Below are 24,723 nucleotides of genomic sequence, written 5' to 3' on the forward strand. Positions count from 1 at the left end.
TGAAAGAAAATAATTGACTAAAAGACAGACAAGACTGATATATTCAGACTACTATTTGGAAAAGGGAGGCAGCATAGCATGGTGCGTGCACGTATAAATAATTAGTCCCTATTACTAGGTCAGCAATAAGGACTAAACTGTTATTATATTCGCCTTTTAATCAATTCTGTGCTGTGTCCTTACTCGTTAAAAGATTGCTGTCACTTATCCTTTTAATGATCATCGTTGTAAAAAGATCTGCTCCGCCTTTATTTAAATGGGTTTGATCTAGAAACAGGTCGCATTTAGTTTTAAAGTTAGTATCATTAGCATAATCCCAATATTCTACACCATTATTTTTTAATAAAACCCTTAGTTTATCCTGATATATGTTATCGCCCATGCCATTGAGGAGAGGCGTAGTTGTTACTACAAGCGGAATGTGAGCTTGCTTAATATCTGCGATTAAAGAACTGAGTAAGTTTATTACCCTGTCATCAAATTTTGTTTTAGGAGGTTTTGTACTCTCATCAGGAGTTTTTTGACAAAAATTCCCGTATTGAGGATCAAAACCCAAGCTTTTGTAACTTTTATTATCCGACTTTCCTGACATGTTAAATAACATGTATCCTAAAGTTGAATTATATCTGTAAAGCGATGACCAGGCTTCATATTTCTCAACTTTACCAATCAAAGCTATACTTGTATCGATATACTTGTTTTTATGGAAATAAGGCAAAAAGATAGAAAGCCTTTGATAATTTGCCGGGTTTTTGCTTAATTCAGAACAATCAAGATTAAGTATAATGAGCTTAGGCGTATGATGACTTAATACTGACTTTATCACCGGGTAATAATATGACATACTTTGCCCTTGCACACCGAAATTAAAAGCCGACACTTTCATTTTTTCAACCATCAAGGGCGTATTAAAATGCTGCGCGGCATGAGAATTCCCAAAAATCAGGATATCCTCATTAGTTTTGTTTAATGCGTATGTAGTAATAAAGTACTTCCCACTCTTTTGTTTATTAAACACATAGTTAATAACAGCACCTATGGCGATATCACTGACTATCACTACTAACAGTAAAATAACCAGGCGTTTTAAAAAAATTATAAATTCCTTCATAAATCAGAATATGCTTGATAAAGTATCAGTTAGAATTGGAAATAAATAAACTGCCCGCCATCGAGCACGCCAAAAAGCAAAATAGCAATTACTGCTGTTGCGTATACAGCATACCGCACCATTACATTTTTATTACCAAATAGCTCAAATCTTTTCGGAAAATATTCCCTGATAAACTCAATAAATAAAAGGAAGAAAATGGCAAATACAGAATAAAGGAAATGATCCTTAGGATTACCAAGATACAGTGGCCCTTTAAATTGAAGTATCTTTCCTACTATTGTGATAGCCTGGTTAGCGGTTGTTGCCCTGAAAAATACCCAGGTTAAACAAATCAAAGAGAACGTAATAATTGTCCTTAAAAGCTTCTTCCACCATATTGTAGTTGTAAAAGGTACTTTTAAAGCCGATTCAATAATAAGCAAACAGCCGTTAAGTGCACCCCAGATCACGAAAGTCCAATTTGCACCATGCCATAATCCGCTTATCAGAAAAACCACCAGCAGATTGAAATATCTTCTGTATACATTTGCTACTCTGCTACCACCTAAGGGGAAATAAAGATAATCTTTAAACCACGTAGATAAGGAAATATGCCATCTGCGCCAAAATTCGCTTATTGACAGCGAAAAATATGGCCGGTTAAAATTCTTCATCAGGTCAAAGCCCATTACTTTTGCAGCTCCAATTGCAATATCCGAATACCCGGAGAAGTCACAATATATTTGCACTGCAAAAAAATGGTTGCCACCAAAAGTGATTTTCCAGATTGCGTGGCCGAACTGCTATAAATAGTATCGACATATATCGAAAGTCGATCTGCGACCACCAGTTTTTTCAGAAAACCAACCATCATTTGTTTTAACCCGGCTGCAACACGTTCGGCATTGAAATCGTGCTTTTCATAAAACTGATGCAGCAAATTTTGAGGCCTCTCAATAGGACCAGCCACCAGCTGGGGATAAAACATTACGTATAACGCGTATATTCCAAAATTACGTTCGGCTGGTTGGTTACCACGATATACTTCAATAGTATAACTCATAGCCTGAAACGTATGAAAAGATAATCCTATCGGTAATAATATCGTTAAAAACGGGATGGGGTTTTTATGCCCGGAATACGCTAAAAGTGCACTTAAGTTTCCGTTCAAAAAATTGTAGTACTTGAACACACAAAGTACGCCAATGTTCGCAATCAAGCTTATTGTAAGGAAAAACTTGCGCCTTACCCCTTTTGCATTTTCGATATAAATTCCGGCAAAATAATCAACTATAATGGTTCCACCCAGTATTATAATATAAATAGGAACAAAAGCCATATAAAAGTAACAGCTTGCTATTAAAAGTAGCAGCCACCTGTATTTTTGACTTAATACGAAATATAACGTTGTAACAACTATAAAAAATACTACAAAAGATATTGAATTAAATAGCATATTATCGACCTATTAATTGTTTATAAACGTCATACGTCTGATTTGAAATTACCTCCCAGTTGTAACTTTGCAAATTATACCTAACCTCATTTACTGGTTGACATAGCTTCTTTTCTAACTGTCCTGACAAACTATTGATATTACCAACCTCAAAATAAAATGAGCCGGTTAAATTGACTTCTTTATTGGCGGGGATATCGCTTGCCAATATGTCAAGGCTGTAACTCATGGCCTCAAGCAATACGATTGGCAATCCTTCATAAAAGGAAGGCAAAACAAACAACCGGGCATTTGTAAACAGTTGATGTAGTTTATCGTTCTTAATAAATCCCGGAAGGATTATTCCCTCTTTTTGTGCCAGCAAACGCAACTCCGTTGAATATTCTGTTTCGTGATCTGCTTCACCGGCAATAACAAGTTTGTACTCATTAGCTATGGGCGATTGCTTATAGGCCCTAATTAAATAATCAAAGCCTTTTTCAGGAACAAACCTGCCAAGGGTAAAAACATATTTATGGGGCTGTACAACAAGCTGGTTAAGATAGTCTGTCTGGTAATTCTTTTTTGCAACCGGAACACCGTTATGTATTAAATCGTAATCATGCCTTCCGTATTTATTCTTGATGCTTTCTCCAATTACCTTGGAGATCACTATTACCTTATTAGCAAATTTTACTCCAGCCCATTCGCCTAATTTTAAAAACCTCTTAGCTGCTTTTCCCCATTTTTGTCGCTCATAGTCTGGTCCATGATGGGTTACTACAACCTTTAAACCTAACAACCTGGCAAAGGGGGTAAACAAAGCCGGTCCAATAGCATGAATGTGAAGTATATCCGGACGCTTAACTCCAGCATATATAATTGCTAAAAATGTATGTACAATCGCTTCTAAAAACCTGTTTTTCGGAGAGTAGATAGTTTTTAAATGAACTCCCTTATAATTTTCAAGGCCCTTAGTTTCATTTGCGTAAGCACTTCTTCTTACAACGGTAACATTGACATTATCTTTCTTAACAAGATCTGAATATAACTCCTCGCAATGGGTTTCTACCCCCCTGAATGTTGGGTATTCCCCTTGTACCGATAACAAAAATATTCATTATATAATAATGGAACTAACTATGTATATTCTCTGTGAACAGTTCTTTAAAGTCAACTTTTTCAAAAACATCAAGCTTGCCGTCAACACTTGCATCTTGTATTTTTCTGCCGCTTTGCTCAAACACTTTACGCGCAAGCTTATATGCTAACTCTTCCGAATGGTAATCAGGGGCATCCCATATTTGTCCGGGGCGATAGTATTTTGGCGAAAAGTGATTAAGATCATGCCCATCACTTACAATTGCATTTGTGGGTTTTACAGTGGTATTGTAAGAATGATCTTTCCCTACCAGGTAAACTTCGCTAAAACCCATATAATAAGCCAACTGCATGCATATATATGTTACGGTTTTGCCATTGCCCACCAAATCATCAATCGGATCTATTGAAAAAGAAGGTGAAAATTTTCCTTTTAAAAACACCTGATTATCTTTTCTGCTGAATTTCTTATTCAAATCCCAGTTAAAAAAGCAGGGTAATTTTAAAGCATCAAACTCTTCGGTAAACTGAAGAAGCTGAGTAGCTTTATCATAACAAAATAAATAAGTAGGTGAAAAGCCATTTTGCTCTTCCATCAAATAGATCCTATTCATACCAATAGTGTATTCATTTTTCAGCAGATCGATATTTATTTTATTTAAGCCGGGGCCATTACAAACAATAAAACACCTTTTGCCGGCATGAATATTTTCATATTGTTTAATCTTTTCCTTGTTCCGTTTAGAAAATCCAAATGGGAAATACCACGTAGCCAAATGCCATATATTGCCAACCCTTCTTAACAGCGCCCTTGATACCCTTCCAAAGGTAAGATCACTTAGCTTGAATGATAGTAAACGTTTTATGCCTTCCATAGTCTTGTTTATTTATTAATTATAATTAATCGTTTTGTGTTAACAGCCCTCTGTTATAATGCTGCGTGTATTTATATTCAGGCAAATTCGGCAAATACAGTTACGGCTCCGCCGTTACCGTCTTCAACAAACAAAGGAGCAACTATCACCCAGTTCAACTTACGGTTAACCGCAGCCAAGGCCATATCTTCAATAACCAATATACTTACCTTATCATCACCCGGACATAAAAACTGCTTGTGGCTTTCCCTCCCCTGTGGTCTGAACTGCCATGAGGTAAGTGATATAAAATCAAACCCAACGCATCTTAATTTCGGAAATTTCAGCCTCAGATAATCCGCCAGTTCGGGAGCCAAACCCGGGTTGTCGTTCCAATATTTGTCAGTATCTCTGTATCCTTCAAAACCTGTGCGTATAAGTAGCAATTCTACTTCGGGGTCGATATCACTAGATGTTTCTATATCAGGAATACTGATAAGTTTTGCCTGCCCGCAAGGTATGTCTATCAGGCTTACTTTTTTGTAATAGAAATCTTCTACCGGCAGCTCGTAGGTTTTTTTCCTGTTTGGCAAAAATGAAAAGCGCTATCTATGTGCGTACCGATATGATTATTTGAAAATATCCAGCACGATGTATTTGCCGTTTCGCCTTTTAGGATAGATGAATTATCCCTGATAAATATTTTATCCTTGTTACCGTATGCAGGTGTATTTTGCGAAATTGTATAAGATAAGCGAATCATATTTGCTTTTTGTTGTAAATCAGAACTCAACACTTAATTTTTATAACAATTTTTTTGATGTACTCTGGTACTTTAAAGCAATGCATAGGCGCATGGGCATCTATCGGGAAAAATATACCAAATATACCTTCACCTATTACAACTTCAGACTCTGGAACCGATGCGCGGAAAAAAGTAACATCCTTAGCTTCATCATATTGCGTATAAGCTTCGAGCTTATCTAAAGTAACATACTTCACGAGTTCTTTTCCAATAAAAGGGAACTGGATATCAATTACATGCTGATGAGCTTCATAGCCAAACCCATTGTCAACCTTAGTTTCATATTCCATTACAATGGCCTTTACATTTGCCGATATTGGATATTCTCCTAACGCGATATCGGCAGGAGCCTCTTTTATAAACAAAAGACCATCATAAATATCCTTATTGAAAGATTTATAAAAGTCGATGTTATCAATTGAATCTACTATCATATTTTTTTAAACTCGTTTATTCTGTCCGTTACTTTACCTGTCCGTTTGAGGCAAACACCTTCAAATAATTATCACCTTTGCCTGCACTAAGTTCATAGTAGCCCCCCGCTGCCTCTAATATGGCCAAACCTGCAGCTACGTCCCAAATCGCAATATTATCCTCCATGTATACTTCCATGCTGCCTTTTGCTACCATGATTAATGAAAGTGCGGCTGAGCCTAACAGCCGCACTTTTTTGTATACCTGAATATTGGAAACAAATTTCAATAAACTGTCCTGATCAAAATCCGAATAAACAGGGAAGCCGGTAGCAATGATGCTGTCCTTCCTATCGGCGATATTACTTACCTGGATTTTTTGGTTATTACAATAAGCACCGTCTCCAACTATGCCGGTATACATTTTTCCATGATTAAAATCATATATTACACCCAGCACTGGTTGACCACCATCCCACAAACCAATAGAAACGCCGTACATATCAAAATCCCGCGAAAAATTTAGACTGCCATCTAATGGATCTACTATCCAGCGGAGTGTTTGATCTGCTGATGTTTTTACTGTGCCCGACTCTTCGCTTAATATATCATACGGAGAATTCTCGGCCAGATATTTTACTATAAGGCTCTCCGACTGAACATCGGCGTCAAGTTTAATATCCTTGTTTACGCTGCTGTTTATTTTAACAGGAGCTTGTTTTGCCTGCAAAAGTAACTCGCTGGCCATTTCGGCAGCTTTAACAGCAACATCAAGGTATTTTTTTAATGGTGAAGTATACATATATGATCTTAGATAGCTGTATTAACGTTGCTTATGCGTTTAAAGCAAGAAACTCTTCGTCTACCGAAAGGTAGTTTACAATGATATGGTTAAGTATCATGTGTACATCCTCAATCGGCCCGTAATCACCTTTAGGATTTGGCGTGTACAATGAAATTTTAGAAATTTCGTTCAACTTCCCGCCTAAAAAGCCCACAAACGCAATTGAAGTACCGCCCAACTCATTTGCAAACTCGGCAGCCTTTACAAGGTTTGGTGAGTTTCCGCTTGCAGATATCGCGATCAATAAATCGCCGGAAACAAACTGGCCACGCATTTGTTCAACAAAAACATCATCAAAGTTGTTATCATTGCCAATGGCAGTTATCATTGGCGCGTTGTCTGTTAATGCGAAGATTTTTGGACGGAATTTAGAAAAATAACGTACAAAAAACCTGAAGTCAGCCTGCATGTGAGATGCGGTGGCCGCGCTTCCGCCGTTGCCAACTACATAAATAGTATTTTTGTTTTTAAACGCTTCAATCATGGCAGTAATAACCTGCTCAAGCTTTTCAACCTCTATTTTATTTAAAATATCGGTTAAACGTGACGTATAGTCAGCTAAATAATCTTTAATTTTTCCTTGTCTTTCCATGTTAGTAGGGGTTATCTTTTTTAAAAATCTTTTTGTTCGTATACCTTGTCGATAATTTTCATCAGCTTATAGGCATCTTTGGAGTTACCTATTTCAATATCTTTATTTTCATTAATTGAATCGAAGAAATGGTCCATTTCATAACGCCAACTGTTATTATTAACGTATTTGGTTACCACCTCGTCTTTCCAGGTAGCGGCTGGCGCTGTCGACCTGTTTCTTGCAATAGACAATGTTTCCTCTCCATAAGACATTGAAGATGTGATAAGGCCGTTTAAAACCATATAGCCTTTTTCAAGGAATATCTCAAGTGAAAACAAATGGCGCCATTGCGACATTGTAGAGTGCAATGACGCTACTTTACCTGTAGCTGATTCTTTAAGAATAACGAATGCGTTATCTTCAACATCCATGTGCCAGTAAAGATTTGAAACTTCAGATTTTATAACATCAAAATCACCAGACAGGTAAAGGAACAAATCAAGCATATGAATACCCTGGTCCATCAGGATACCACCACCTGCTAATTCCTTTTTTGCTCTCCATTGGTTGAAGTAATCGGCTGTAACGCTTTTACCATAGCGGCCACGCAACCACAAAACCTTACCGTATTGACCGCTGTCAATAAGATTTTTCATATGGATTACGCTATCGTGATGACGGTGGTTAAAACCATACATCAGTTTTTTACCGCTCTTTGCTTCGGCTTCCTGAATCTCTAAAATATCAGCACCTGTAAATGCCGGAGGTTTTTCGCAAAAAACGTGTTTACGTGCGTTTAACGCGCGGATGGTAAGCTCCTTGTTTAAAAAGTTAGGAGTACAAACAATAATCACATCAACTTCCGGGTGATTGAGGATTTCTTCGTGGCTGATATTAGGAATTCCGTTGATATTCGGCTCTCCGTTGGGTTCTGACAGAGCAATAACAGTCCCTTTTTTAATTTCATCTATTGCCTGATGGCGTATTTTACCCATTACGCCGTAGCCTATTATCCCTACTTTATAATTCATAGTATATGTTATTTTAGAGCGTTAATAAGATTTTTAACCGCCTCAATTTCCATTAATAATTTACCCTCCTCGGCATATGACCCTAAATGGGGGGTAAGTACGATATTATCGAGCGTACACAGAGCGCCTGAATAAGGCTCTTCAGAAAATACATCGACAGCGGCACCTGTCAGTTTTTTGCCTGCAAGCGCATTGTACAATGCCGCTTCATCAACAATACCTCCACGGGAAATGTTTATCAAAAATGATCCGTCCTTCATCTTGCTGATCTCATTTTCGCCAATAACAGCCGAACCATCTTCATTACCCGGTACGTGAATGGTAACTATATCCGCCTTAGTAAGTAAAGTTTCCATATCTACAAGCTCCACGTTATTACTTGATGCCCATGCCTGATCAGCATAAGGATCATAGCCGATCACCGGGTTTCCGATGCCCCTGAATAGTTGCGCTACCAGTTTTCCGATACGGCCCAAACCAACAACGCCGACAATTTTGTTAAGCACCAGGTTACCTATTTGTTTTTTCCACTGCCCGTTTTTCATATCATAATGAGCTTGCGGAATTTTGCGTAATAATGTAAGTGTCATTGCCAACGTAAGCTCTGCAACTGCACGTGTTGGCCCATCAGGCGTATTCTTTACAATTATTCCTTTTTTGGCGGCATGTTTCAAATCCACGCTGTCCATACCAATGCCTACCCTGCTTATGCATTTCAGGTTTGGTAATGCATCCATTACCCTTTCGGTAAGCGGCTCTACTCCTGCAACTATGCCAACACAATCTTTAGCCAGTTCTATTACTTCGTCTTCCGTTAATTTTCTTCCGTAGGGGTTGTCAATTACTTCGTAACCACTTTCAACAAGCAAGTCAACAGGCTCTTTTCCAACCTGGCCAAAAGAAGAGGGAGATGTTAATATTTTACTCATAGTATTCTATTTTTTCGGCGTTTTCAGCCATTTTAGATTTCAGATATAATTCGGCCAGGATAAAATCTTCCTCAGATGATACCTTGATCGAACGTACGGCGTCAAATGGATATAAGCCATAGTTACCTACAAATACGGCATAGTTATGCTTTTCGTAGTGTTCTTTAAATTTCTTCGCGTTCCAGATGCAAACAGTCCAAGCGCAAAGCTGAATAGGCACAAGGTTTTGTGTCATGGGCAGCAAGCCATCGGTTTTAAAGTTTAAAGGTTTACCGTCATAAAACGACTGCAGCTTTTCTTCTCTCACCGATATTAGCGTATCCAACTGGTGCTCCTCGTAAAACCTTATAGCATCATCAATATCTGAGGGTAACACCAAAGGAGATACCGGATTGATCAAAACCAGGTTCTCGGCGTCTACGTTACACAAAAAATCATAGTTAAACTGATCCTGTACAATATGGTCCTCGGCCAGCTCAGGCTTACGTTCATAAAATTCGATACCATACTCAGCACAAAGTTTGCGCATTATCTCAGCTTCTGAGTTTACAAAAACAGCGTCAATAAAACTTGATTGTTTAGCGGCATCAATGGCATAAGCAACCATTGGCTTACCATTTATTAAACGCAGGTTCTTCTTTGGAACTCTTTTACTACCCAAACGCACGGGTATTTCTGCTACATATTTGTATTTCATTTACTTTGATATATCGTTTAACAGCCTATTTAAATTAACTGCATATTGCTCAAAGCCCGCAAATGAGCTTACGTAATTATGCAACTCATTGGGTGCAAGCTTTTGGTTTAAAATTTTATGTACCAATTTTTTTAACGCTTCTAAATCTGCGAAATCCACAAAATCCGCTTTGGCATTTACCTCCTGCAAAACAGGAATAGCCGAACATAAAACCGGGGTATTAACATACTGGGCCTCAATAGGCGGCAAACCATACCCTTCAAATGTTGAACTGTACAGCAATAATTGAGCTGATGCCAGCTCTGAATATTTTTCAGATTCTGAAATGTCCGAACGGAAAACAAGGTTTACCTTACCTGCCCGGGCCTCGTTAACTAAACTTTGATATAAATCAGGGGCAAGCCTGTCTTTATTGCCGATAACTAAGAGCGTATAACCTTCAGGAACCGCCTTTACAATATTATTAAGAACGCCCGCATTTTTGTGCTTTTCATTAAACCTTCCAAAGTAAACTACTTTTCTGGTTTTCTCACTGCTAACAAACCCTTCGGCTATTTTTGAGTTGATACCCAAATACAGTTGTTTATAGTTTAATCCGGCATTAAACTTTGAATAATAGGCCCGGGCATATTTCATTCCTTCTTTGGTAGTCGACAGTATAGTGTCTACATATTGAAGGGCCCGATTGCTGTATTCATAAGCACTTTCGGACCTGGCACCCGGCACCATCTCACCTATCCAGTTCGGGCTCTCAAAATCTATATACCATACCGGACATTTAGATGCTTTCTTAAGTCTTTTAACCAGCGGGTAAAACAAGAACTTATCAATAATGAACGACTTTTTTGATGCCAGATGGGGAACCAATACAATTAAGTCATATTTCCCGGATTGTAAAAAAGAAAATAGAGCTGATTAATAACCTAATCTTTTCCTTACCCGAGTATATGCTCAGTTCATCGGCAAAAGATGGCTTGATATTGGTATAAAAATCAACCTGATGCTCTTGTGCGGCAAAAGCATTGGCCATCATCCATGCATGGATTCTTCCGCCAGAATACTTCGTTTTGAAATTTTTACCTACAAAAGCTACTTTCATTATCTTAAGTTATTTAATTGCCTATTTCCCACCACTTACGCTAATTGAAAATTATTTTGTTCATAACGTTTCTTCCCTATGAGATACAATACCGCGGAAAACAGAATAATTCCAGGCGCATGACCAAATGGCCAACTTATTATATAAAATACGGTAATACCTATGAGGTAAGAATTTAGTACGGGATCTACTTTAAGACTATGCTTAATAGCCCGATACAGCAACACACATATAACAACAAAATAAAATATACCAAAGCGTACAAACTCACCGATAAACCCGATATCGCCCAAATAATAACCAAAATTTTCCCCGATTGCCAATACCTGAAGGCCATAAGATGAGTTAGCATCATATACTCCATTACCAAAAATCCATGTCGGGATATCCGTATTGTAAGTAGTTAAATAATAGTATGCTGCCGGGATACGGATATAATCCGAGCCCTGGGCTAACTCCTTTTGGGTAGTTTCGGTTATAGTACTAACATATGTTGAAGGGATTATAAAAAATACTGAAAGTGCAAATAAAACAACTACGAACACTTTTAAACCGAAGCTGACATTTTTTGACTTGAATGCAACCAGTCCAATAGTAAAGACAGTAATAGCTACAAGGAACCTTGATCCTGATAAAAGATTTACCACCAGCGACAATATCAGCAAGGGATAAAATAATATGTTTTTATTTAAGATCCTGTTGATTGAAAAAGCAGCCAAAAATATCAGAAATTCAAAACCGTCAACCCTAAAGCGTAAAGTGGAGCGTTCGATTTGAACTTTAGGAAAATAAAAAACCATTGCCGGATATACAAGGTACTGCAAAAAGTACATGCATCCGAAAAAAATGGCTGTATACTTTAACGCTTTTTCTACATTGGCGCTTGATACATTTAATGCTCCTAACGCAAAATATACCAGATAAAAATACATGAAACGCTGCGTAACTAATGTTGTAGACAGGCCTTGTTTATGATAAACAGCAGCCATAACAGTGCTACAGGTGACAGATGCATAAATAAAGAATATCTCTTTTTTAAAGAGTAATGGAACCTGGGGCTTGTATTGAAATACGAGCATCCCTAAAAAAGCAAACTAAGTGCCTGTAAAGCTACCGAAACTTCAAGCGTAAGCGGGGTTACACGCCATAAACCAACGCCAAACAAAAACAATGTTGTTATCAGCCCTGTATTATTTGGCAACTTCTTTTTCACCATTAATCCTTTTTTAAATTCATTAAAAAGATACCATTATAGTAACCTTTCATCATTAAATTTATTTTTACAAAATTCTTTTCATACACAAAAAACCGGGCAATATTTCTGGCAGCTACTTTAGCCGATTTAAATAGCCCATACCTGAAATTAGCGCCATTACCATGCTTTTTTATCAAATAAAAATAGTTACGGGCTGTATAATACACTGCATGGTTACTTGGTAACCTGGCAGCTGCCGATAGATAGATATGTTCATGCCAGCACTGCGTACGGGTGGTTGATATGATATCATATCCTGCTTTTTTTACGCGGATAAACAGATCGGATTCTGTCTCCATACATAAATATCCTTTCATCATACAAACCGGCCTCTTTAAAGATCTTCGTTTTCATCATGTAATTGCCGCCGCATACAAAATCAACCTGCAGGTCTTCCGGAATCTCTTTGCTCAATGGTACATCTTTGAAAAATTTATCTACGGTAAAGTCTTTCTTATTGATATTACCACCATGCTCGCGGATAATATTTGAGCGGTTTTCGTACAGGTTAACAGCAGCTACTACCCCGGTTTTATCCGATGCCAGCAGAAGGTCTTTTAGTATGGTCACCCCCCTTTGGGTATGTACATATCCTGCATCATGAACAAAATTAGTTCCGCGTCGGTGTGTTCCATAACATATCTTATCCCCTCGTTAAACCCGCGCGCAACACCCAAATCTTCATTTTGCCATAAAATAATAGCGTTAGGAAAATTCTCCCTTATTTTTTCGCGATATAATTCGTTCGAATTATTTTCAACAATGATATGGTAATCTATTTCATCTTTATATGCTTCATAATGGGTTAGCCAGTTGTTAAACTGATAATCCTCATTGTGCGAAGTAGTAATTGCCGCTAATTTTGCCATCACCTATTATTTTAGCTTTTTTATAAACTTTAAAGACCACGTTACCACATAAATTGATGGTATAATTGTTCCTAATATGTTACCAGCAACAATACCTATCATTCCGAATTTCATACCCCCAACAATAGCAAGGGATAATGACAAAACAGCATTACAAATAGCCGCCCCCATAAACGTTGTTGTTCCGGTTGCTATAATTGAGCTGGCGTGTGCATTATGATGCGCATATATAACACCAAGCAACAACATTAAACCAAACAATGTACTGCCCAAATATCCTCCCTTACCTAACCATAAAGGCACTACATAAGGTGCAAGCAATAACGCGGGCAAACCTATGGCGAAGCTTATCAATATCGCCACGATTACGTTTTTGTAGTACAACTTCCGTAAGCCGTCATAATCTTTCGCTGCATATTTCTGTGCTATAAAAGGATAAATCAACTGCGTAGCCAGGCTACTAACAGCAATAACGATAGTTACGATCCGCGACAAGCCTGAGTAATATGGAATTATTTTTAAGCCGGCTAACCTTTCAATAATGAAAATATCGGATTGCATTACGAAGAATGATGTAAGGTTAAGCACCAGTATCTTGCCCGATTCCTTAAAGAAATACTTCAATTGTGCAATAACAGGTTTGGTTATACGCTTTATAAAAACCCCTTTGTTAAACCTTTCAAATAAAAGCCAAGAGGCTGCATAAAACAATGCGCTTGATACCAGGAACGAAAGCCCTAAAGCTTTAAAGCCGAAATTCAACTTTAATACCAGGTAATAACCTGATAAAGTGGTTACCGAAACCATGATCTTGACAACCTTATCCCAGCCAACCTCGCCCAGACCGTTAATAATGTGAAGGTATTTGATACCGTAAATCCTTAACGCATTGCCCAGGCTTAAGAATATCCAGCAATAGGTTCCCTCTACCAGGAAGTTGTTTTTAATCAATACCTCGCGGATGTAAGCAAAATAAAGTACGCCACAGATGAGCAATACCAAAAATGTTGCAACTAAAAACGAATGGGTAATATTAGACCATATGTTGTCAAAGAACCTGCTTTCCTCACGTTTTTCCTTTATTTCGGCACTTAACCGTATTACTACGGGAGCTAACCCCGCCTGCCCAAGTAAAACAATGCCGGTGAACGACATGAAGAAAACCCAAAGTCCGGCAATATCCTTTGATAAAAACTTCAGTAACAATGGCAATATAGAAAGCCCCACCAAACTATCTATCACCAAACTGATAGCCCCGGTAACGAAACCAAATGATACTTTCTTTAATATTAAACTTTTTCCCATAGTTTGGATTCGAAGTTGTATTGTTTAATTACTTTTGCCGGATTTCCAACTGCTATAGAAAATGGTGGTATGACACCAGAAACGACACTATTAGAACCGATAACAGATCTTTTGCCTATATGGGCTCCGCCCAAAACGCAAACGTTTTCTCCCAACCAAACACCGTCTTCAAGAGTGGTTGTTCTAAATTTTAAAGGTTGTTTTAGATAAAAATCACCTTCAGGATCAGTACCATGATTATTATCTGTTATCATGCACCCGCTTGCAATAACCACCCCCTCACCAATAACAACAGAATTGGCACAATAAACATGCACCGCATGTTGTAAGGACGTAAATGAACCTATAACCAGTTTTGGGTTCAGTGCCTGCCCATTATAATTACTATATGATTCTATCCTGCAATAAGGGCCAATAGCACATTTATCACCGATAAAAATATTCTTCCCCCGGTATGCCAAATTTTGCTCCTTATAATCGCGCCTTTACCCAGTTTACCGAATTTGTTCTTGTAGGATAAATAATAAAACCGCCTTTTGATTCCATCTCCTAACTTTTGCGGATTAAGAATTAAATTGATTAACTTTTTCACGTTATCCGGCTTGAAAATTATTTATCACCTAAAAAATCTTTACCCCCTGGTCAAGGCTTACATTACTACTCCAATTTAAAACAGCTTTTGCCAACTCAGTATCAGCAACAGCATACATTACATCGGATGGCCTGTACGCTTTCCCACCCCAGTTTATTTTTGTTTTGCCTCCTGATGCTTCTTCAATAGTGGCTGCCAGCTGCTTAATGGTACTGCCTTTTCCGGTGCCCAATTGAAATGTTGAGTTGTGTGGTACTGTAGCAGCCTGTTTAATTAAAGCTTTATAAAAATCAACCACATCTTGGATATGAATGAAGTCAAGTACCTGTTCACCCGGCGACAGGTCGACAGGATTAGCGGCGCCTATTGATTCATATATGATATCAATAATTTTTTTGTGAATCTTTTCCGCCGTAAATGGTGTATGGAATTACATTAACGTTTTTGAAATTGTATACATTGCTGTAATAATCCAAAAACGAACGGCTTGCGGTTTTAGTGGCAGCATACAAATATGCTGGTTTTAAAATACCATCCCCTTTAAAATATTCGGCAAAAGTTCCGGTATTGATAAATAGCTGCAAGTCCGTTTCCTTCAATGCATCCAATAAACTACATAAAAAAATGATATTGGAATCTATCAGTTTAGTCACGTTGTTGTAGTCATCAGCCGACGTTAAAAAAGAGGCAAGATGTATCACCGCATCAGGCTGAAAAGCTTTCAAAGCATTTTTCAATCCATCCTGGTCGGCATCAAGCAAATGTTTTTGCGTAGCGGCACCATACAAGTTTTCAGACTTAGCTGTATCTCGGGTAAGCTCAAGCAATTCATGGCCTTCGTTTAAAAGCTCGGGCACTAAATGACGCCCTACAAACCCGGTTGACCCTGTTACAACAATTTTCATGACTTAAAATATATTCTTATATGTCTCAATATCCGGAAACAGGTTATCTCTTTGAGATATGATGGGGGACGCCACTCCCCAATCCATTCCGAACGTATCCCATTTAATTCCCTTATCGCAGGATTGATCGTAAACCGATGTCTGCAGGTAGGAAACCATCGTATCATCCTCTAACGAAAGGAAGCCATGAGCACAACCAACAGGTATGTAAACCAGCTTCGGTTTCCCGGCCGAAATTTCGGTATGATAATATTTACCGAAAGTTGCCGATCCTGTTCTGATATCCAACACTACATCTATTATACTTCCCTGATTAACATATACAACTTTGGTATGCTCTGCAGGAGGAGTCTGGAAATGCATTCCGCGGATAACGTCTTTATGTGAAACCGAAAAGTAGTTTTCTTTAAAATCCGTTACCAGGTTGTTATCCTCAAAAAATGCGGCGTTAAAAACTTTGGTAAATGCCCCTCTATTATCTTTGAACAAATTCAAATGGATAATTGAAAGCCCGTCGATAAAGGTTTTTTCGAGTTCCATTAGCTTAAATAATCTTTAATTACATCGGCCATATAATCATAATGATCTTCGTTGAGTCCAGGCCAAACACCCAACCAAAATGATCTGTTCATAATTATATCAGTATTCGTAAGATCACCAACCACACGATGTTTGATATTGGCATAAGCCGGCTGGCGTAAAAGGTTACCTGCAAATAATAAACGGGTACCTATTTTGCTTTCCTCAAGGTGCTGAACCAGCATGTGCCTATCGGCAGCATCCCCCTCTCTTAAGGTTAGCAGGAAGCCAAACCACGAAGGGTCGCTGTTTGGAGTAGGTTCCGGCAATATAAATATATCCTCAAACTGCTTCATCCTTTGGTATAAAGCCTTGTAGTTTTCGCGACGTTTTTGAACAAATGCGTCAACCTTATTAAGTTGAGATACACCAAAAGCTGCCTGCATATCAGTTACCTTTAGGTTAAAGCCAACGTGTGAGTAAGTATATTTATGGTCATACCCAAATGGCAACGAGCCTAATTGTTGCGAAAAACGGCAACCACAGGTATTATCTTTACCTGGCTCGCAATAGCAATCGCGGCCCCAGTCTCTGAAACTCTCGGCAACTTTAGATAACTCCGGATTATTGATCAATACAGCACCACCTTCGCCCATAGTAATGTGATGCGCAGGATAGAACGAGAATGTAGAGATATCACCATAAGTACCTGTCTTTTTATCGCGGTAAGTGGCGCCCAACGAATCGCAATCGTCCTCAACAACCCAAAGATTATATTTTTTGGCCACACGCATAACTTCATCCAGGTTAAATGGGTTACCTAAAGAGTGGGCAATCATGATAGCTTTGGTTTTATCAGAAACCGCGGCTTCAATCAAATCTGCGTTTACGTTGTGTGTAGCAATATCTACATCTACAAAAACCGGTACAGCACCAAACTGAACAATAGGATTTACAGTTGTAGGGAATCCGGCTGCTACTGTAATTACTTCATCGCCAGGCACAATAGCTCGTTCGCCAAGTTTGGGAGAAGTAAGTGCATAAAAAGCAACCAGGTTAGCCGATGATCCCGAATTGACCAATAAGGCCCTGTGCGCGCCAAAATAATTCGCAAAATCTGCTTCGAACTTATTGGCGAAACGACCTGTAGTTAACCAGCCATCTAAAGCTGCTTCAACACCAAATAAAATATCCTCCTCGTCTAACACTTTACCAGTTACAGGGATATAGTTTTTTCCTGGAACAATAATCTTTTCAGTTTGTGCCTTTGCAATAGCTCTCAGGCTTTTCTCCAACTCAGGGTCGTTTATATTTTTTAACATCTCGAATTAGTTTTAATTTTTTATTTTATCGGGGTATATCTTATTTTCCTGATTTATTTGTTTATAAATTCTACTATTTGGCTTTCAGTAAATTGATCAATATTATCAGGATTGCTCAAATAATGCTTATACCAACCTATCGTTTTCTCAATGGCTTCAGTAGCCTGATACTTAGGCTTCCAGTTTAAATTGGTAAGCGCCTTGCTGATATCAAGTTTCAGAAGGCCGGCTTCATGGGGCTGTTTATCTGAATTGAAAATCTCCACTTCGCCGCCACCCCAGTTTTCTATGGCCAGTTCAACCATTTTATGCACGGGCAAAGCATCACTTAATCCTGGGCCAAAATTATAGGCATCAGCAAAAGTTACCGGCTCAGTTACCATCCTGGTACCTAACAATAAGTAACCAAGTACAGGCTCAAGCACATGCTGCCATGGCCTTACCGAATTTGGGTTACGGATAATTATCTTTTGCTCTTTTGATAAAAACCTAACTATATCCGGTACCAACCTGTCTTTAGCCCAATCTCCGCCGCCAATCACATTACCAGCCCTTGTTACCGCAATAGATTTTAAGTGAGTTGAATAATTAGCTGTATTAAAAAAGGAGTTTCTGTATGAATCAATAACTAATTCGGCACAGGCTTTACTGGCACTATAAGGATCATAACCACCTAAACGATCTGTTTCCCGATACGGGTAAACCCATTCATAATTATGATAGACCTTATCCGTTGTAATTAATACAACCTGGCATGCTTTATCAAGTAAGCGAACGCCATCAAGTACATTAGCTGTACCAATAGCATTAACTTCAAACGTTTCGGCAGGGATATCATATGATAACCTAACCAATGGCTGAGCAGCGAGATGAAAAACAAAATCCGGCTGACAATCAGTAATAGCAGCCGTTAATTTAGTCTTATCACGCAGGTCACCAATTATTGAGTGGCAAATTTTATCGCCATTAATAAGATGAAACAGATCAAAATCATTTTGAGGAGCTAATGCGTAACCAGTGGTTTCGGCACCCAGCATGCTTAAGATCTTTAACATCCACGAGCCTTTAAAACCGGTATGGCCGGTTAAAAAAACTTTTTTCCTTTATATATCGCTTCTAACTCTTTAAACATATTACCAGATTTTCCATTTAGCCTTATGTTGTGACCAATCTTCTTCAAGCTCCTGCTTATCACGCAGGGTATCCATTGGTTTCCAGAAACCATCGTGGTTAAAAGCAACCATCTCGCCGGCTTTCGCAATTTCTTCCATCGGCTCTCTTTCCCATATAGTGCTGTCGCCTTCTATGAAATCAAAAACACCCGGCTCGCATACAAAAAAACCACCGTTAATCCATGCGCCATCGCCTTTAGGCTTTTCCATAAAGGAGTGCACAGAATTATCTTCATTAAGATTAATAGCACCAAAGCGACCGGATGGCTGTACAGATGTAACAGTGCAAAGCTTTCCTTTTTCTTTATGATACTTCACTAACTCGGTAATGTTAACATTACTAACGCCATCGCCGTAAGTAAGCATGAAAGGCTCATTACCAACATGGGGCTTAATGCGTTTGATACGTCCGCCTGTCATTGATTCGTTACCGGTATCAACCAGAGTTATCGTCCATGGCTCGGCCTGCGTATCATGAACCTTTATCGAGTTATCTTTAAGATCGATGGTTACATCTGATTTATGCAAAAAGTAATTGGCAAAATATTCCTTTATTACATAGCCCTTGTAACCTAAACAGATAACAAAGTCATTAAAGCCATGAGAAGAGTAAATTTTCATGATATGCCATAAAATAGGCATGCCTCCAATTTCAACCATGGGTTTTGGTCTTAAAACTGTTTCTTCGGATAAGCGGGTTCCTAAACCTCCAGCGAGTAATACAACTTTCATTTATATTTTCATTAAGTTAAGTAGAGCAATTAAACACTAACCTGAACATTATCCGTCACAGGGTAACTACAACATAAAAGACATTCATCCGGAAGTAGTTTTTCATATTCTTCTGCAGGCTTCGGCATCTTTACCTCTCCTGCTAACAGTTTAGCTTTACAAACCAAACAACTTCCTGTCTGACACGAATAATCTATCTCCAAACCGGCATCCAAACCCGCATCCAATATGCTTTTTCCTTTAACAACTTCAACCTTGCTAAGCGTATCTCCCACCTTGATCTGTACAACCTGCGTGGTTATATTTTCAAAATCTTTCGGGTTTAAAACCACTTCAAATTCTTCCGAAAACACCTGATGCGACTTAACATCAAGGCTTGCTAAAACCTCTTTAACCGATTCTTTTAAACCAGCGGGGCCACATATATAATGGACGGTGTTTTCGAGGTCCAACTCTCCCTTCATTACAGAAAGCACCTTTTTCGGACTTATTCTTCCTTCAATAACTTCCGGGTTACTATCTGATATCTTTAGCTGCGAATGAAAATGCCAGGTTTTTAATTCCTGATGATGGTTTTTCTTCAGTTCACTGATTTTATCACCAAAAATCACTGATTCCGAGTTTTTATTACCATAAATCAGGCTTATTTTGTGACCTGTTTTGTGATGAAGGATATATTTTGCAATGGATATTAAAGGTGTTATACCACTACCTGCCCCCCACAGTATAATATGCTTATCATTGCTTATTACAGTCTCATCAAATATAAAATCACCCATTGGCGGCAATACTTCCACCTGGTCACCAACTTTAACAAAATCATTAATATGATTTGAGACGATGCCACCCGGAACTCGTTTAATGGTTACCTCTAAATGAGGATCCGCACCAGGAGCCGACGAAAATGAGTAAGGACGATTATATTTCCTTCCGTTTATTTTAAAGGCCAGTGTAAGGTACTGGCCCGGCAAATATTTAATTTTCTTTAAGCCGGGTTGCTTTAAACACAGTGTAACTGTATCGGAGGTTTCTTGCCTAATATCTACAACTTGTAAAGTGAAATAAAACATTACCGATTAAAACTTATCAAACAATACAAAAAATGTTAACTGTTAGCCATAGCAAAGCAACTCATATATAGAAATTGAATTAGGAGTTGCTAATTGTTAATACATGGAGTTATCGCTAATTATTAACTCCATGAATCATTGCCGGGCCTCAAAATGATGCCTCTTGCTAATTACGAACCGTAGATCAGAGCAAAAAGAACCAATTTTATTATCTATTTTCGAAACAAGTTGGACAGCCAGCTGCCTTTAGGTTTTGAGTCTTCAACATAGCCATAGCCAGAACCATAACCATAACCATAACCATAACCATAACCATAACCATAACCGCCAGCCCCATAGTAGCCACCACTTTTCGAATCAATATCGTTTATCACCAGATAAGCTTTACGCAGCTTATTAGTTTCTGCCAAGTCATTTATAATACCTAATTGTACTTTCAATGTATATTTTTGACGTACGATGTATAAAGACAGATCAACATACTTCTCGATCAGCAACGCATCAGAAACTAAGCCAATTGGCGCGCTATCTATAATGATATAGTCGAATCTCTTTTTTAACTCATTGATCAAAATACCGAGTTTATCATTCAACAACAACTCTGACGGGTTCGGAGGAATAGAACCCGAGCTGATAAGGAAACAATTCTCACTAAAAAATGTCGGCTTCAGAATTGCGTCAATGTCCATGTTACTTGACACCACGTAGTTAGAAAATCCATTGCTATTTTCCATTCCCAAATTCTGAGACAACTTAGGTTTACGCAAATCGAGTTCGATAAATACTACCTTCTTTCCGCTTAACGATAAAACGCTTCCTAGGTTCAATGATATAAAGGATTTGCCTTCACCGCTCATACTTGACGAAACAAGTATCACCTGCGGCTTTTCGTTATCCAATATATATTGAAGGTTTGTCCTCATCGCCCTAAACTGTTCTGAAATAATAGTCCGGGATTTAGAATCAACTACCAAATTATTTCCTGCCTTGTTATGACTAATTTCGCCAACCACAGGAATTTTAGTATTTTCTTCTACGTCAAGCTTTGTAACTATCCTAACGTTTAATATTTCTTTGATACTGAGGTAAATTATCGGAGCTAAGAATCCGAATAATATCAACAGGACAACAACTAAATTAATTTTGGATTTATCCGGTTCATAGTCGCTTTTGGCATGATCTACTATCCTCGCAGTTGAGATGGTTGAAGTTTTTGAAATAGCTGTTTCTTCTCGTTTTTGCAATAAGAAAACATATAGATCCTGTTTAACAGTTTGCTCTCTTGTATAATCCAAAAATATTCTTGTTTGAGAGGGTACAGTTTCTATTTTATTGTTAAATGTCTTATTTTGGCTTTCGAGGTTATCTTTACTTACTTGTAAACCTTTCAAATAAGAATTTATATTTTTTAAGATTATAGTTCTGTAACTTTCTATTTGAGCATCTAATGACTGTACGTAAGGATTGCTATCGGTACTTACCAAACTTTGTTTATCACGCTCCAATAACAGGGCATTGTATTGGCCAATTGCATCACTAAATCCTTGATTATCGGTACCGATTGCCGTCGCAGGAATTATTTTCTTGTTATTGGGATCGTTTAGATATTTCAATAAATCGTGAATTACAGAAATCTGAACATTAATGGTGCTCAGTTGTTTTTGAAAATCACTTGATGCACCTATCAGGGCCTTTGACTGCTCATCTACATCGGCAATCTTATTTTCTCTTCTAAACTGCTCAAAGTTTTTCTCTACACCTGAAAGCTGCGTGCCTACCAGTTTTAACCTGTCATCAATAAACGCAAGCGTGCTATCAGCGATCTGGACTTTGATGTCCCTGTCGCCTTTCAAATAAATTTCCATCAATTTGTCTAAAATCGCTTCACCTTTTTTGGCGTTGGGATATTCCAGGGAAATATTAATGGTTGTCGTTGTCTTGCTTGGCAAACTGACTGACATGACCTTAGAAAGGCTTTCGACAGTTGCTTCTGTTGAGTTGATCACTACTGAATAGCCTCTAGGATCAACCGCTTTATTTTTCTTTACAAAGATCAGGTTATATTGGGGCAAATTTATTATACGGCCATAGGTAGTTTTGATATCAATATTTTCCTTGCTATTCTTAACATTGATAGTATCGCCGTTAAGTTTTAATATATATTTCCTGGCAACTATCGAATCTGTTTTATTAGCAACAATTACCTCAAAAGGCGCTTCATTAAAAAGTTCCTGATCTTTTATAGTTCCTTTGCCTGAAATGATGACGTTTAACTGAAGTGCCTTTACAACATTATTTAACAGGGTTCTGGATTTCAAAATCTCCGCCTCATTCTCGGCGTTGTTAGGGATCCCGAACAACGAAGATATATCGGTAAGACCACTTAAGCCCCCCATTGCACCAGTGCTTCCAGATGATTTATCGTCGGGCTGCACAATCATCATTGCATTTACTTTATAATTGGCGGTACCATATCTTTTGTATGCAAACCCAATTAAGCTAAATACGATAACGCTTATTACAAATAAAGGCCAGTTGGATATAATTTTTGATATGAATTTCTTATAATCAACGCCCTGTTCTTCCTGAAAGCTTTTAAATGATTGATTTTGAGCGGTAGGATCTTGTGTACCCATTATATACTAAATATTTTAGATTAAAAACAATTAAACAAACTTTTCAATTTTAGATAATATTTAAAGTTTGCGATCAAAGTATACCATTAACGCTTTTATTTTCTGGTAGCCAATATGATCAATACTGACAAAATAGAAGCTGCTAATGTTATGTATTTAGCCTGAGATGCATCAGTTGCATCAGATTTAGCCTTCCTTGGCTCTACATATATTACGTCATTTTGCCTCAGGTAAAAATAAGGAGCAGACATAATATTACTTTTCTTCAGATTAACCCTATATGGTGTTTTGGTTCCATCTTCATTCTCTCTAATTAAAAGCACATTCTCTCTTTTTCCGAAAATTGTTAAATCGCCGGCTAATGCTATCGCATCAAGGATACTCACCCTTTCATTTGGCATTACATAAACGCCGGGCTTAAGTACCTCGCCTGTAACACTTACTTTAAAATTTGCAAAACGAACTATGACAGTTGGGTTCTTATAAAATTTTAATGCTACTTCATTTATAATAGCGGTAGCCTCAGATGTCGTATGGCCAGCCACCGTAATTTTGCCGAGGATTGGCAACACTATAGCTCCATCTTTATCTACCAAATAACCCGATGATTGCTGAGTTGTTGCAGCTGCAGTTGTTGAACTCAATGAAATCCCCGTACTTGCAACAGGCACATTACCTAAATTAATAACAGCAGTATTTTGGGGATCAATAGTTTGAACAACAACCGTTAAAATATCATCGACTTTTATAACGGGAGGCGTATACTCCGCTCTCGCAATTTGTTTTAACTGCCCAGAATCCGGTATATCCTGAAAATACTGTACTTTTAATTTGCTTGATGAACAGGAGAATATATTAAGAGAAATAGATAAGATAAACAGAAATAAAGATGAATTTAATAGACACTTTTTTCTCATAAGTTAAGATTTCATACTTTAAATAGATGTAAGTTTAGACCACTGCAATATATGCACACTTTTTCACAACTGCAATAAATTTTTATTATTTTTTTTAAAAAAGGCTATTAGCATAACTTTTTATTAATCAAAAGTGCATTTTAATATAATAATCAAAATTATGCTTGCCCCATTGTACCACCAAAATTCATCGGAAAACCCGGATGATCAGGCTGTACTTTGATGCGGCCGTTAATGGCTTCATACTTTTCAATATTATCTTCCAAGGCCGAAAGAAGGCGTTTGGCATGCTCGGGGGTTAATATGATCCGCGACTTTACCCGAGCCTTGGGTACGCCTGGCATGACCCGGATAAAATCCAATACAAACTCAGAGTTTGAATGAGTAATGATAGCCAGGTTTGAGTAGATACCTTCTGCAATTTCTTCTGAAAGCTCAATGTTGAGCTGATTTTCGTTCTGTTCTTCCATCCTACTAAAATAACAAAAAGACGTTCTCCATAAACAGCCTTTTTTTGAGGTGATTATTGAGCCTTGTTTTACTTTAGATAACTT

General features: G+C 38.0%; 30 protein-coding genes and 1 pseudogene. All 31 read right to left on the reverse strand.

Features of this window, described 5'->3' with window-relative positions; all coding sequences use genetic code 11:
• Nucleotides 1-160 precede the first annotated feature (160 nt).
• The 31 genes and pseudogenes from ACQ86K_RS25205 to ACQ86K_RS25355 all read right to left on the reverse strand — a co-directional run bounded on the left by ACQ86K_RS25205 (nucleotide 161) and on the right by ACQ86K_RS25355 (nucleotide 24,639).
• Nucleotides 161-1,111 (reverse strand): hypothetical protein, encoded by a 951-nt coding sequence (locus ACQ86K_RS25205; RefSeq protein ID WP_091166646.1) that lies wholly within the window; start codon nucleotides 1,109-1,111, stop codon nucleotides 161-163.
• Between the two features lie 29 nt (nucleotides 1,112-1,140).
• Nucleotides 1,141-1,842: an MBOAT family O-acyltransferase gene (locus ACQ86K_RS25210; protein ID WP_431199009.1), complete on the reverse strand. Its 702-nt coding sequence runs from the start codon at nucleotides 1,840-1,842 to the stop codon at nucleotides 1,141-1,143.
• Nucleotides 1,782-2,432 carry a hypothetical protein gene (locus tag ACQ86K_RS25215; RefSeq protein WP_431199010.1) on the reverse strand — a complete coding sequence of 217 codons (651 nt, stop codon included), beginning with the start codon at nucleotides 2,430-2,432 and terminating at the stop codon, nucleotides 1,782-1,784. The genes ACQ86K_RS25210 and ACQ86K_RS25215 overlap by 61 nt, the downstream gene beginning before the upstream one ends.
• Nucleotides 2,433-2,550: 118 nt before the next feature.
• Nucleotides 2,551-3,639, reverse strand: coding sequence for a glycosyltransferase family 4 protein (locus ACQ86K_RS25220; protein ID WP_431199011.1), 1,089 nt, complete (start codon nucleotides 3,637-3,639; stop codon nucleotides 2,551-2,553).
• 25 nt (nucleotides 3,640-3,664) lie between these two features.
• Complete coding sequence (locus ACQ86K_RS25225; protein ID WP_091166640.1) at nucleotides 3,665-4,504, reverse strand: 6-hydroxymethylpterin diphosphokinase MptE-like protein; 840 nt, start codon at nucleotides 4,502-4,504, stop codon at nucleotides 3,665-3,667.
• 77 nt (nucleotides 4,505-4,581) lie between these two features.
• Nucleotides 4,582-5,246, reverse strand: a pseudogene (locus ACQ86K_RS25230) (cyclase family protein).
• A 26-nt stretch (nucleotides 5,247-5,272) separates the two neighbouring features.
• The gene (locus ACQ86K_RS25235; protein WP_091166636.1) at nucleotides 5,273-5,722 is read right to left on the reverse strand and encodes a YhcH/YjgK/YiaL family protein; all 450 of its coding nucleotides are present in this window, start codon (nucleotides 5,720-5,722) and stop codon (nucleotides 5,273-5,275) included.
• A 28-nt stretch (nucleotides 5,723-5,750) separates the two neighbouring features.
• Nucleotides 5,751-6,503 (reverse strand): inositol monophosphatase family protein, encoded by a 753-nt coding sequence (locus tag ACQ86K_RS25240; protein ID WP_091166634.1) that lies wholly within the window; start codon nucleotides 6,501-6,503, stop codon nucleotides 5,751-5,753.
• Between the two features lie 31 nt (nucleotides 6,504-6,534).
• Complete coding sequence (locus tag ACQ86K_RS25245) at nucleotides 6,535-7,137, reverse strand: D-sedoheptulose-7-phosphate isomerase (protein ID WP_091166633.1); 603 nt, start codon at nucleotides 7,135-7,137, stop codon at nucleotides 6,535-6,537.
• 20 nt (nucleotides 7,138-7,157) lie between these two features.
• The gene (locus ACQ86K_RS25250) at nucleotides 7,158-8,150 is read right to left on the reverse strand and encodes a Gfo/Idh/MocA family protein (RefSeq protein WP_091166631.1); all 993 of its coding nucleotides are present in this window, start codon (nucleotides 8,148-8,150) and stop codon (nucleotides 7,158-7,160) included.
• Between the two features lie 8 nt (nucleotides 8,151-8,158).
• A complete protein-coding gene (locus ACQ86K_RS25255) occupies nucleotides 8,159-9,079 on the reverse strand; it encodes a phosphoglycerate dehydrogenase (RefSeq protein WP_091166630.1) in 921 nt (306 codons plus the stop codon).
• Nucleotides 9,072-9,776: a cytidylyltransferase domain-containing protein gene (locus ACQ86K_RS25260; protein ID WP_091166628.1), complete on the reverse strand. Its 705-nt coding sequence runs from the start codon at nucleotides 9,774-9,776 to the stop codon at nucleotides 9,072-9,074. Before ACQ86K_RS25260 ends, ACQ86K_RS25255 begins: the two co-directional genes overlap by 8 nt.
• Nucleotides 9,777-10,643, reverse strand: coding sequence for a glycosyltransferase (locus ACQ86K_RS25265; protein WP_431199012.1), 867 nt, complete (start codon nucleotides 10,641-10,643; stop codon nucleotides 9,777-9,779).
• A 10-nt stretch (nucleotides 10,644-10,653) separates the two neighbouring features.
• Complete coding sequence (locus ACQ86K_RS25270) at nucleotides 10,654-10,875, reverse strand: hypothetical protein (RefSeq protein WP_431199013.1); 222 nt, start codon at nucleotides 10,873-10,875, stop codon at nucleotides 10,654-10,656.
• Nucleotides 10,876-10,910: 35 nt separating this feature from the next.
• Nucleotides 10,911-11,864, reverse strand: coding sequence for a hypothetical protein (locus ACQ86K_RS25275; RefSeq protein WP_431199014.1), 954 nt, complete (start codon nucleotides 11,862-11,864; stop codon nucleotides 10,911-10,913).
• 92 nt (nucleotides 11,865-11,956) lie between these two features.
• Entirely contained in the window at nucleotides 11,957-12,091 is a 135-nt protein-coding gene (locus tag ACQ86K_RS25280; protein ID WP_431199015.1) for a hypothetical protein, read from the reverse strand.
• Nucleotides 12,091-12,429 carry a glycosyltransferase family 2 protein gene (locus ACQ86K_RS25285; RefSeq protein ID WP_431199016.1) on the reverse strand — a complete coding sequence of 113 codons (339 nt, stop codon included), beginning with the start codon at nucleotides 12,427-12,429 and terminating at the stop codon, nucleotides 12,091-12,093. Before ACQ86K_RS25285 ends, ACQ86K_RS25280 begins: the two co-directional genes overlap by 1 nt.
• Nucleotides 12,380-12,700, reverse strand: coding sequence for a hypothetical protein (locus tag ACQ86K_RS25290; protein WP_431199017.1), 321 nt, complete (start codon nucleotides 12,698-12,700; stop codon nucleotides 12,380-12,382). Before ACQ86K_RS25290 ends, ACQ86K_RS25285 begins: the two co-directional genes overlap by 50 nt.
• Nucleotides 12,697-12,999, reverse strand: coding sequence for a glycosyltransferase family 2 protein (locus tag ACQ86K_RS25295; RefSeq protein ID WP_431199018.1), 303 nt, complete (start codon nucleotides 12,997-12,999; stop codon nucleotides 12,697-12,699). The genes ACQ86K_RS25290 and ACQ86K_RS25295 overlap by 4 nt, the downstream gene beginning before the upstream one ends.
• 6 nt (nucleotides 13,000-13,005) lie before the next feature.
• Nucleotides 13,006-14,304, reverse strand: coding sequence for a lipopolysaccharide biosynthesis protein (locus ACQ86K_RS25300; RefSeq protein ID WP_091166622.1), 1,299 nt, complete (start codon nucleotides 14,302-14,304; stop codon nucleotides 13,006-13,008).
• A complete protein-coding gene (locus tag ACQ86K_RS25305) occupies nucleotides 14,289-14,765 on the reverse strand; it encodes an acyltransferase (protein ID WP_431199019.1) in 477 nt (158 codons plus the stop codon). The genes ACQ86K_RS25300 and ACQ86K_RS25305 overlap by 16 nt, the downstream gene beginning before the upstream one ends.
• A 159-nt stretch (nucleotides 14,766-14,924) precedes the next feature.
• Nucleotides 14,925-15,299 carry an NAD-dependent epimerase/dehydratase family protein gene (locus tag ACQ86K_RS25310; RefSeq protein ID WP_431200931.1) on the reverse strand — a complete coding sequence of 125 codons (375 nt, stop codon included), beginning with the start codon at nucleotides 15,297-15,299 and terminating at the stop codon, nucleotides 14,925-14,927.
• Nucleotides 15,280-15,801, reverse strand: a complete 522-nt coding sequence (locus ACQ86K_RS25315; RefSeq protein ID WP_431199020.1) for an NAD-dependent epimerase/dehydratase family protein — start codon at nucleotides 15,799-15,801, stop codon at nucleotides 15,280-15,282. The genes ACQ86K_RS25310 and ACQ86K_RS25315 overlap by 20 nt, the downstream gene beginning before the upstream one ends.
• Nucleotides 15,802-15,804: 3 nt before the next feature.
• Nucleotides 15,805-16,341 (reverse strand): dTDP-4-dehydrorhamnose 3,5-epimerase family protein, encoded by a 537-nt coding sequence (locus tag ACQ86K_RS25320; RefSeq protein ID WP_091166616.1) that lies wholly within the window; start codon nucleotides 16,339-16,341, stop codon nucleotides 15,805-15,807.
• A complete protein-coding gene (gene rfbH / locus ACQ86K_RS25325) occupies nucleotides 16,341-17,642 on the reverse strand; it encodes a lipopolysaccharide biosynthesis protein RfbH (RefSeq protein ID WP_091166614.1) in 1,302 nt (433 codons plus the stop codon). The genes ACQ86K_RS25320 and rfbH overlap by 1 nt, the downstream gene beginning before the upstream one ends.
• 53 nt (nucleotides 17,643-17,695) lie before the next feature.
• On the reverse strand, nucleotides 17,696-18,697 hold the full coding sequence (gene rfbG / locus ACQ86K_RS25330; protein WP_431199021.1) for a CDP-glucose 4,6-dehydratase: 1,002 nt from the start codon (nucleotides 18,695-18,697) through the stop codon (nucleotides 17,696-17,698).
• A 78-nt stretch (nucleotides 18,698-18,775) separates the two neighbouring features.
• Complete coding sequence (gene rfbF / locus ACQ86K_RS25335; protein ID WP_091166610.1) at nucleotides 18,776-19,546, reverse strand: glucose-1-phosphate cytidylyltransferase; 771 nt, start codon at nucleotides 19,544-19,546, stop codon at nucleotides 18,776-18,778.
• A gap of 29 nt (nucleotides 19,547-19,575) precedes the next feature.
• Nucleotides 19,576-20,616 carry a ferredoxin--NADP reductase gene (locus ACQ86K_RS25340; protein WP_091166608.1) on the reverse strand — a complete coding sequence of 347 codons (1,041 nt, stop codon included), beginning with the start codon at nucleotides 20,614-20,616 and terminating at the stop codon, nucleotides 19,576-19,578.
• A gap of 212 nt (nucleotides 20,617-20,828) precedes the next feature.
• Nucleotides 20,829-23,252, reverse strand: coding sequence for a GumC family protein (locus tag ACQ86K_RS25345; RefSeq protein ID WP_091166606.1), 2,424 nt, complete (start codon nucleotides 23,250-23,252; stop codon nucleotides 20,829-20,831).
• Between the two features lie 95 nt (nucleotides 23,253-23,347).
• Nucleotides 23,348-24,169: a polysaccharide biosynthesis/export family protein gene (locus tag ACQ86K_RS25350; RefSeq protein WP_091166604.1), complete on the reverse strand. Its 822-nt coding sequence runs from the start codon at nucleotides 24,167-24,169 to the stop codon at nucleotides 23,348-23,350.
• 158 nt (nucleotides 24,170-24,327) lie between these two features.
• Nucleotides 24,328-24,639, reverse strand: a complete 312-nt coding sequence (locus ACQ86K_RS25355) for a DUF3467 domain-containing protein (RefSeq protein ID WP_090528662.1) — start codon at nucleotides 24,637-24,639, stop codon at nucleotides 24,328-24,330.
• Between the last annotated feature and the right edge of the window lie 84 nt (nucleotides 24,640-24,723).

This window comes from Mucilaginibacter sp. P19, from assembly GCF_050632265.1.
GTDB lineage: Bacteria > Bacteroidota > Bacteroidia > Sphingobacteriales > Sphingobacteriaceae > Mucilaginibacter > Mucilaginibacter gossypii.

Coding starts and splice junctions, on each gene's coding strand:
- ACQ86K_RS25280 (WP_431199015.1), bottom strand. CDS start 12,091: ATGGTGAAAAAGAAGTTGCCAAATAATACAGGGCTGATAACAACATTG.
- ACQ86K_RS25215 (WP_431199010.1), bottom strand. CDS start 2,432: ATGGCTTTTGTTCCTATTTATATTATAATACTGGGTGGAACCATTATA.
- ACQ86K_RS25255 (WP_091166630.1), bottom strand. CDS start 9,079: ATGAGTAAAATATTAACATCTCCCTCTTCTTTTGGCCAGGTTGGAAAA.
- ACQ86K_RS25345 (WP_091166606.1), bottom strand. CDS start 23,252: ATGGGTACACAAGATCCTACCGCTCAAAATCAATCATTTAAAAGCTTT.
- ACQ86K_RS25250 (WP_091166631.1), bottom strand. CDS start 8,150: ATGAATTATAAAGTAGGGATAATAGGCTACGGCGTAATGGGTAAAATA.
- ACQ86K_RS25225 (WP_091166640.1), bottom strand. CDS start 4,504: ATGGAAGGCATAAAACGTTTACTATCATTCAAGCTAAGTGATCTTACC.
- ACQ86K_RS25270 (WP_431199013.1), bottom strand. CDS start 10,875: ATGAAAGTAGCTTTTGTAGGTAAAAATTTCAAAACGAAGTATTCTGGC.
- rfbF (WP_091166610.1), bottom strand. CDS start 19,546: ATGAAAGTTGTATTACTCGCTGGAGGTTTAGGAACCCGCTTATCCGAA.
- rfbH (WP_091166614.1), bottom strand. CDS start 17,642: ATGTTAAAAAATATAAACGACCCTGAGTTGGAGAAAAGCCTGAGAGCT.
- ACQ86K_RS25300 (WP_091166622.1), bottom strand. CDS start 14,304: ATGGGAAAAAGTTTAATATTAAAGAAAGTATCATTTGGTTTCGTTACC.
- rfbG (WP_431199021.1), bottom strand. CDS start 18,697: ATGTTAAAGATCTTAAGCATGCTGGGTGCCGAAACCACTGGTTACGCA.
- ACQ86K_RS25315 (WP_431199020.1), bottom strand. CDS start 15,801: ATGAAAATTGTTGTAACAGGGTCAACCGGGTTTGTAGGGCGTCATTTA.
- ACQ86K_RS25340 (WP_091166608.1), bottom strand. CDS start 20,616: ATGTTTTATTTCACTTTACAAGTTGTAGATATTAGGCAAGAAACCTCC.
- ACQ86K_RS25240 (WP_091166634.1), bottom strand. CDS start 6,503: ATGTATACTTCACCATTAAAAAAATACCTTGATGTTGCTGTTAAAGCT.
- ACQ86K_RS25355 (WP_090528662.1), bottom strand. CDS start 24,639: ATGGAAGAACAGAACGAAAATCAGCTCAACATTGAGCTTTCAGAAGAA.
- ACQ86K_RS25205 (WP_091166646.1), bottom strand. CDS start 1,111: ATGAAGGAATTTATAATTTTTTTAAAACGCCTGGTTATTTTACTGTTA.
- ACQ86K_RS25235 (WP_091166636.1), bottom strand. CDS start 5,722: ATGATAGTAGATTCAATTGATAACATCGACTTTTATAAATCTTTCAAT.
- ACQ86K_RS25295 (WP_431199018.1), bottom strand. CDS start 12,999: ATGGCAAAATTAGCGGCAATTACTACTTCGCACAATGAGGATTATCAG.
- ACQ86K_RS25245 (WP_091166633.1), bottom strand. CDS start 7,137: ATGGAAAGACAAGGAAAAATTAAAGATTATTTAGCTGACTATACGTCA.
- ACQ86K_RS25285 (WP_431199016.1), bottom strand. CDS start 12,429: ATGGAGACAGAATCCGATCTGTTTATCCGCGTAAAAAAAGCAGGATAT.
- ACQ86K_RS25320 (WP_091166616.1), bottom strand. CDS start 16,341: ATGGAACTCGAAAAAACCTTTATCGACGGGCTTTCAATTATCCATTTG.
- ACQ86K_RS25350 (WP_091166604.1), bottom strand. CDS start 24,169: ATGAGAAAAAAGTGTCTATTAAATTCATCTTTATTTCTGTTTATCTTA.
- ACQ86K_RS25275 (WP_431199014.1), bottom strand. CDS start 11,864: ATGGCTGCTGTTTATCATAAACAAGGCCTGTCTACAACATTAGTTACG.
- ACQ86K_RS25260 (WP_091166628.1), bottom strand. CDS start 9,776: ATGAAATACAAATATGTAGCAGAAATACCCGTGCGTTTGGGTAGTAAA.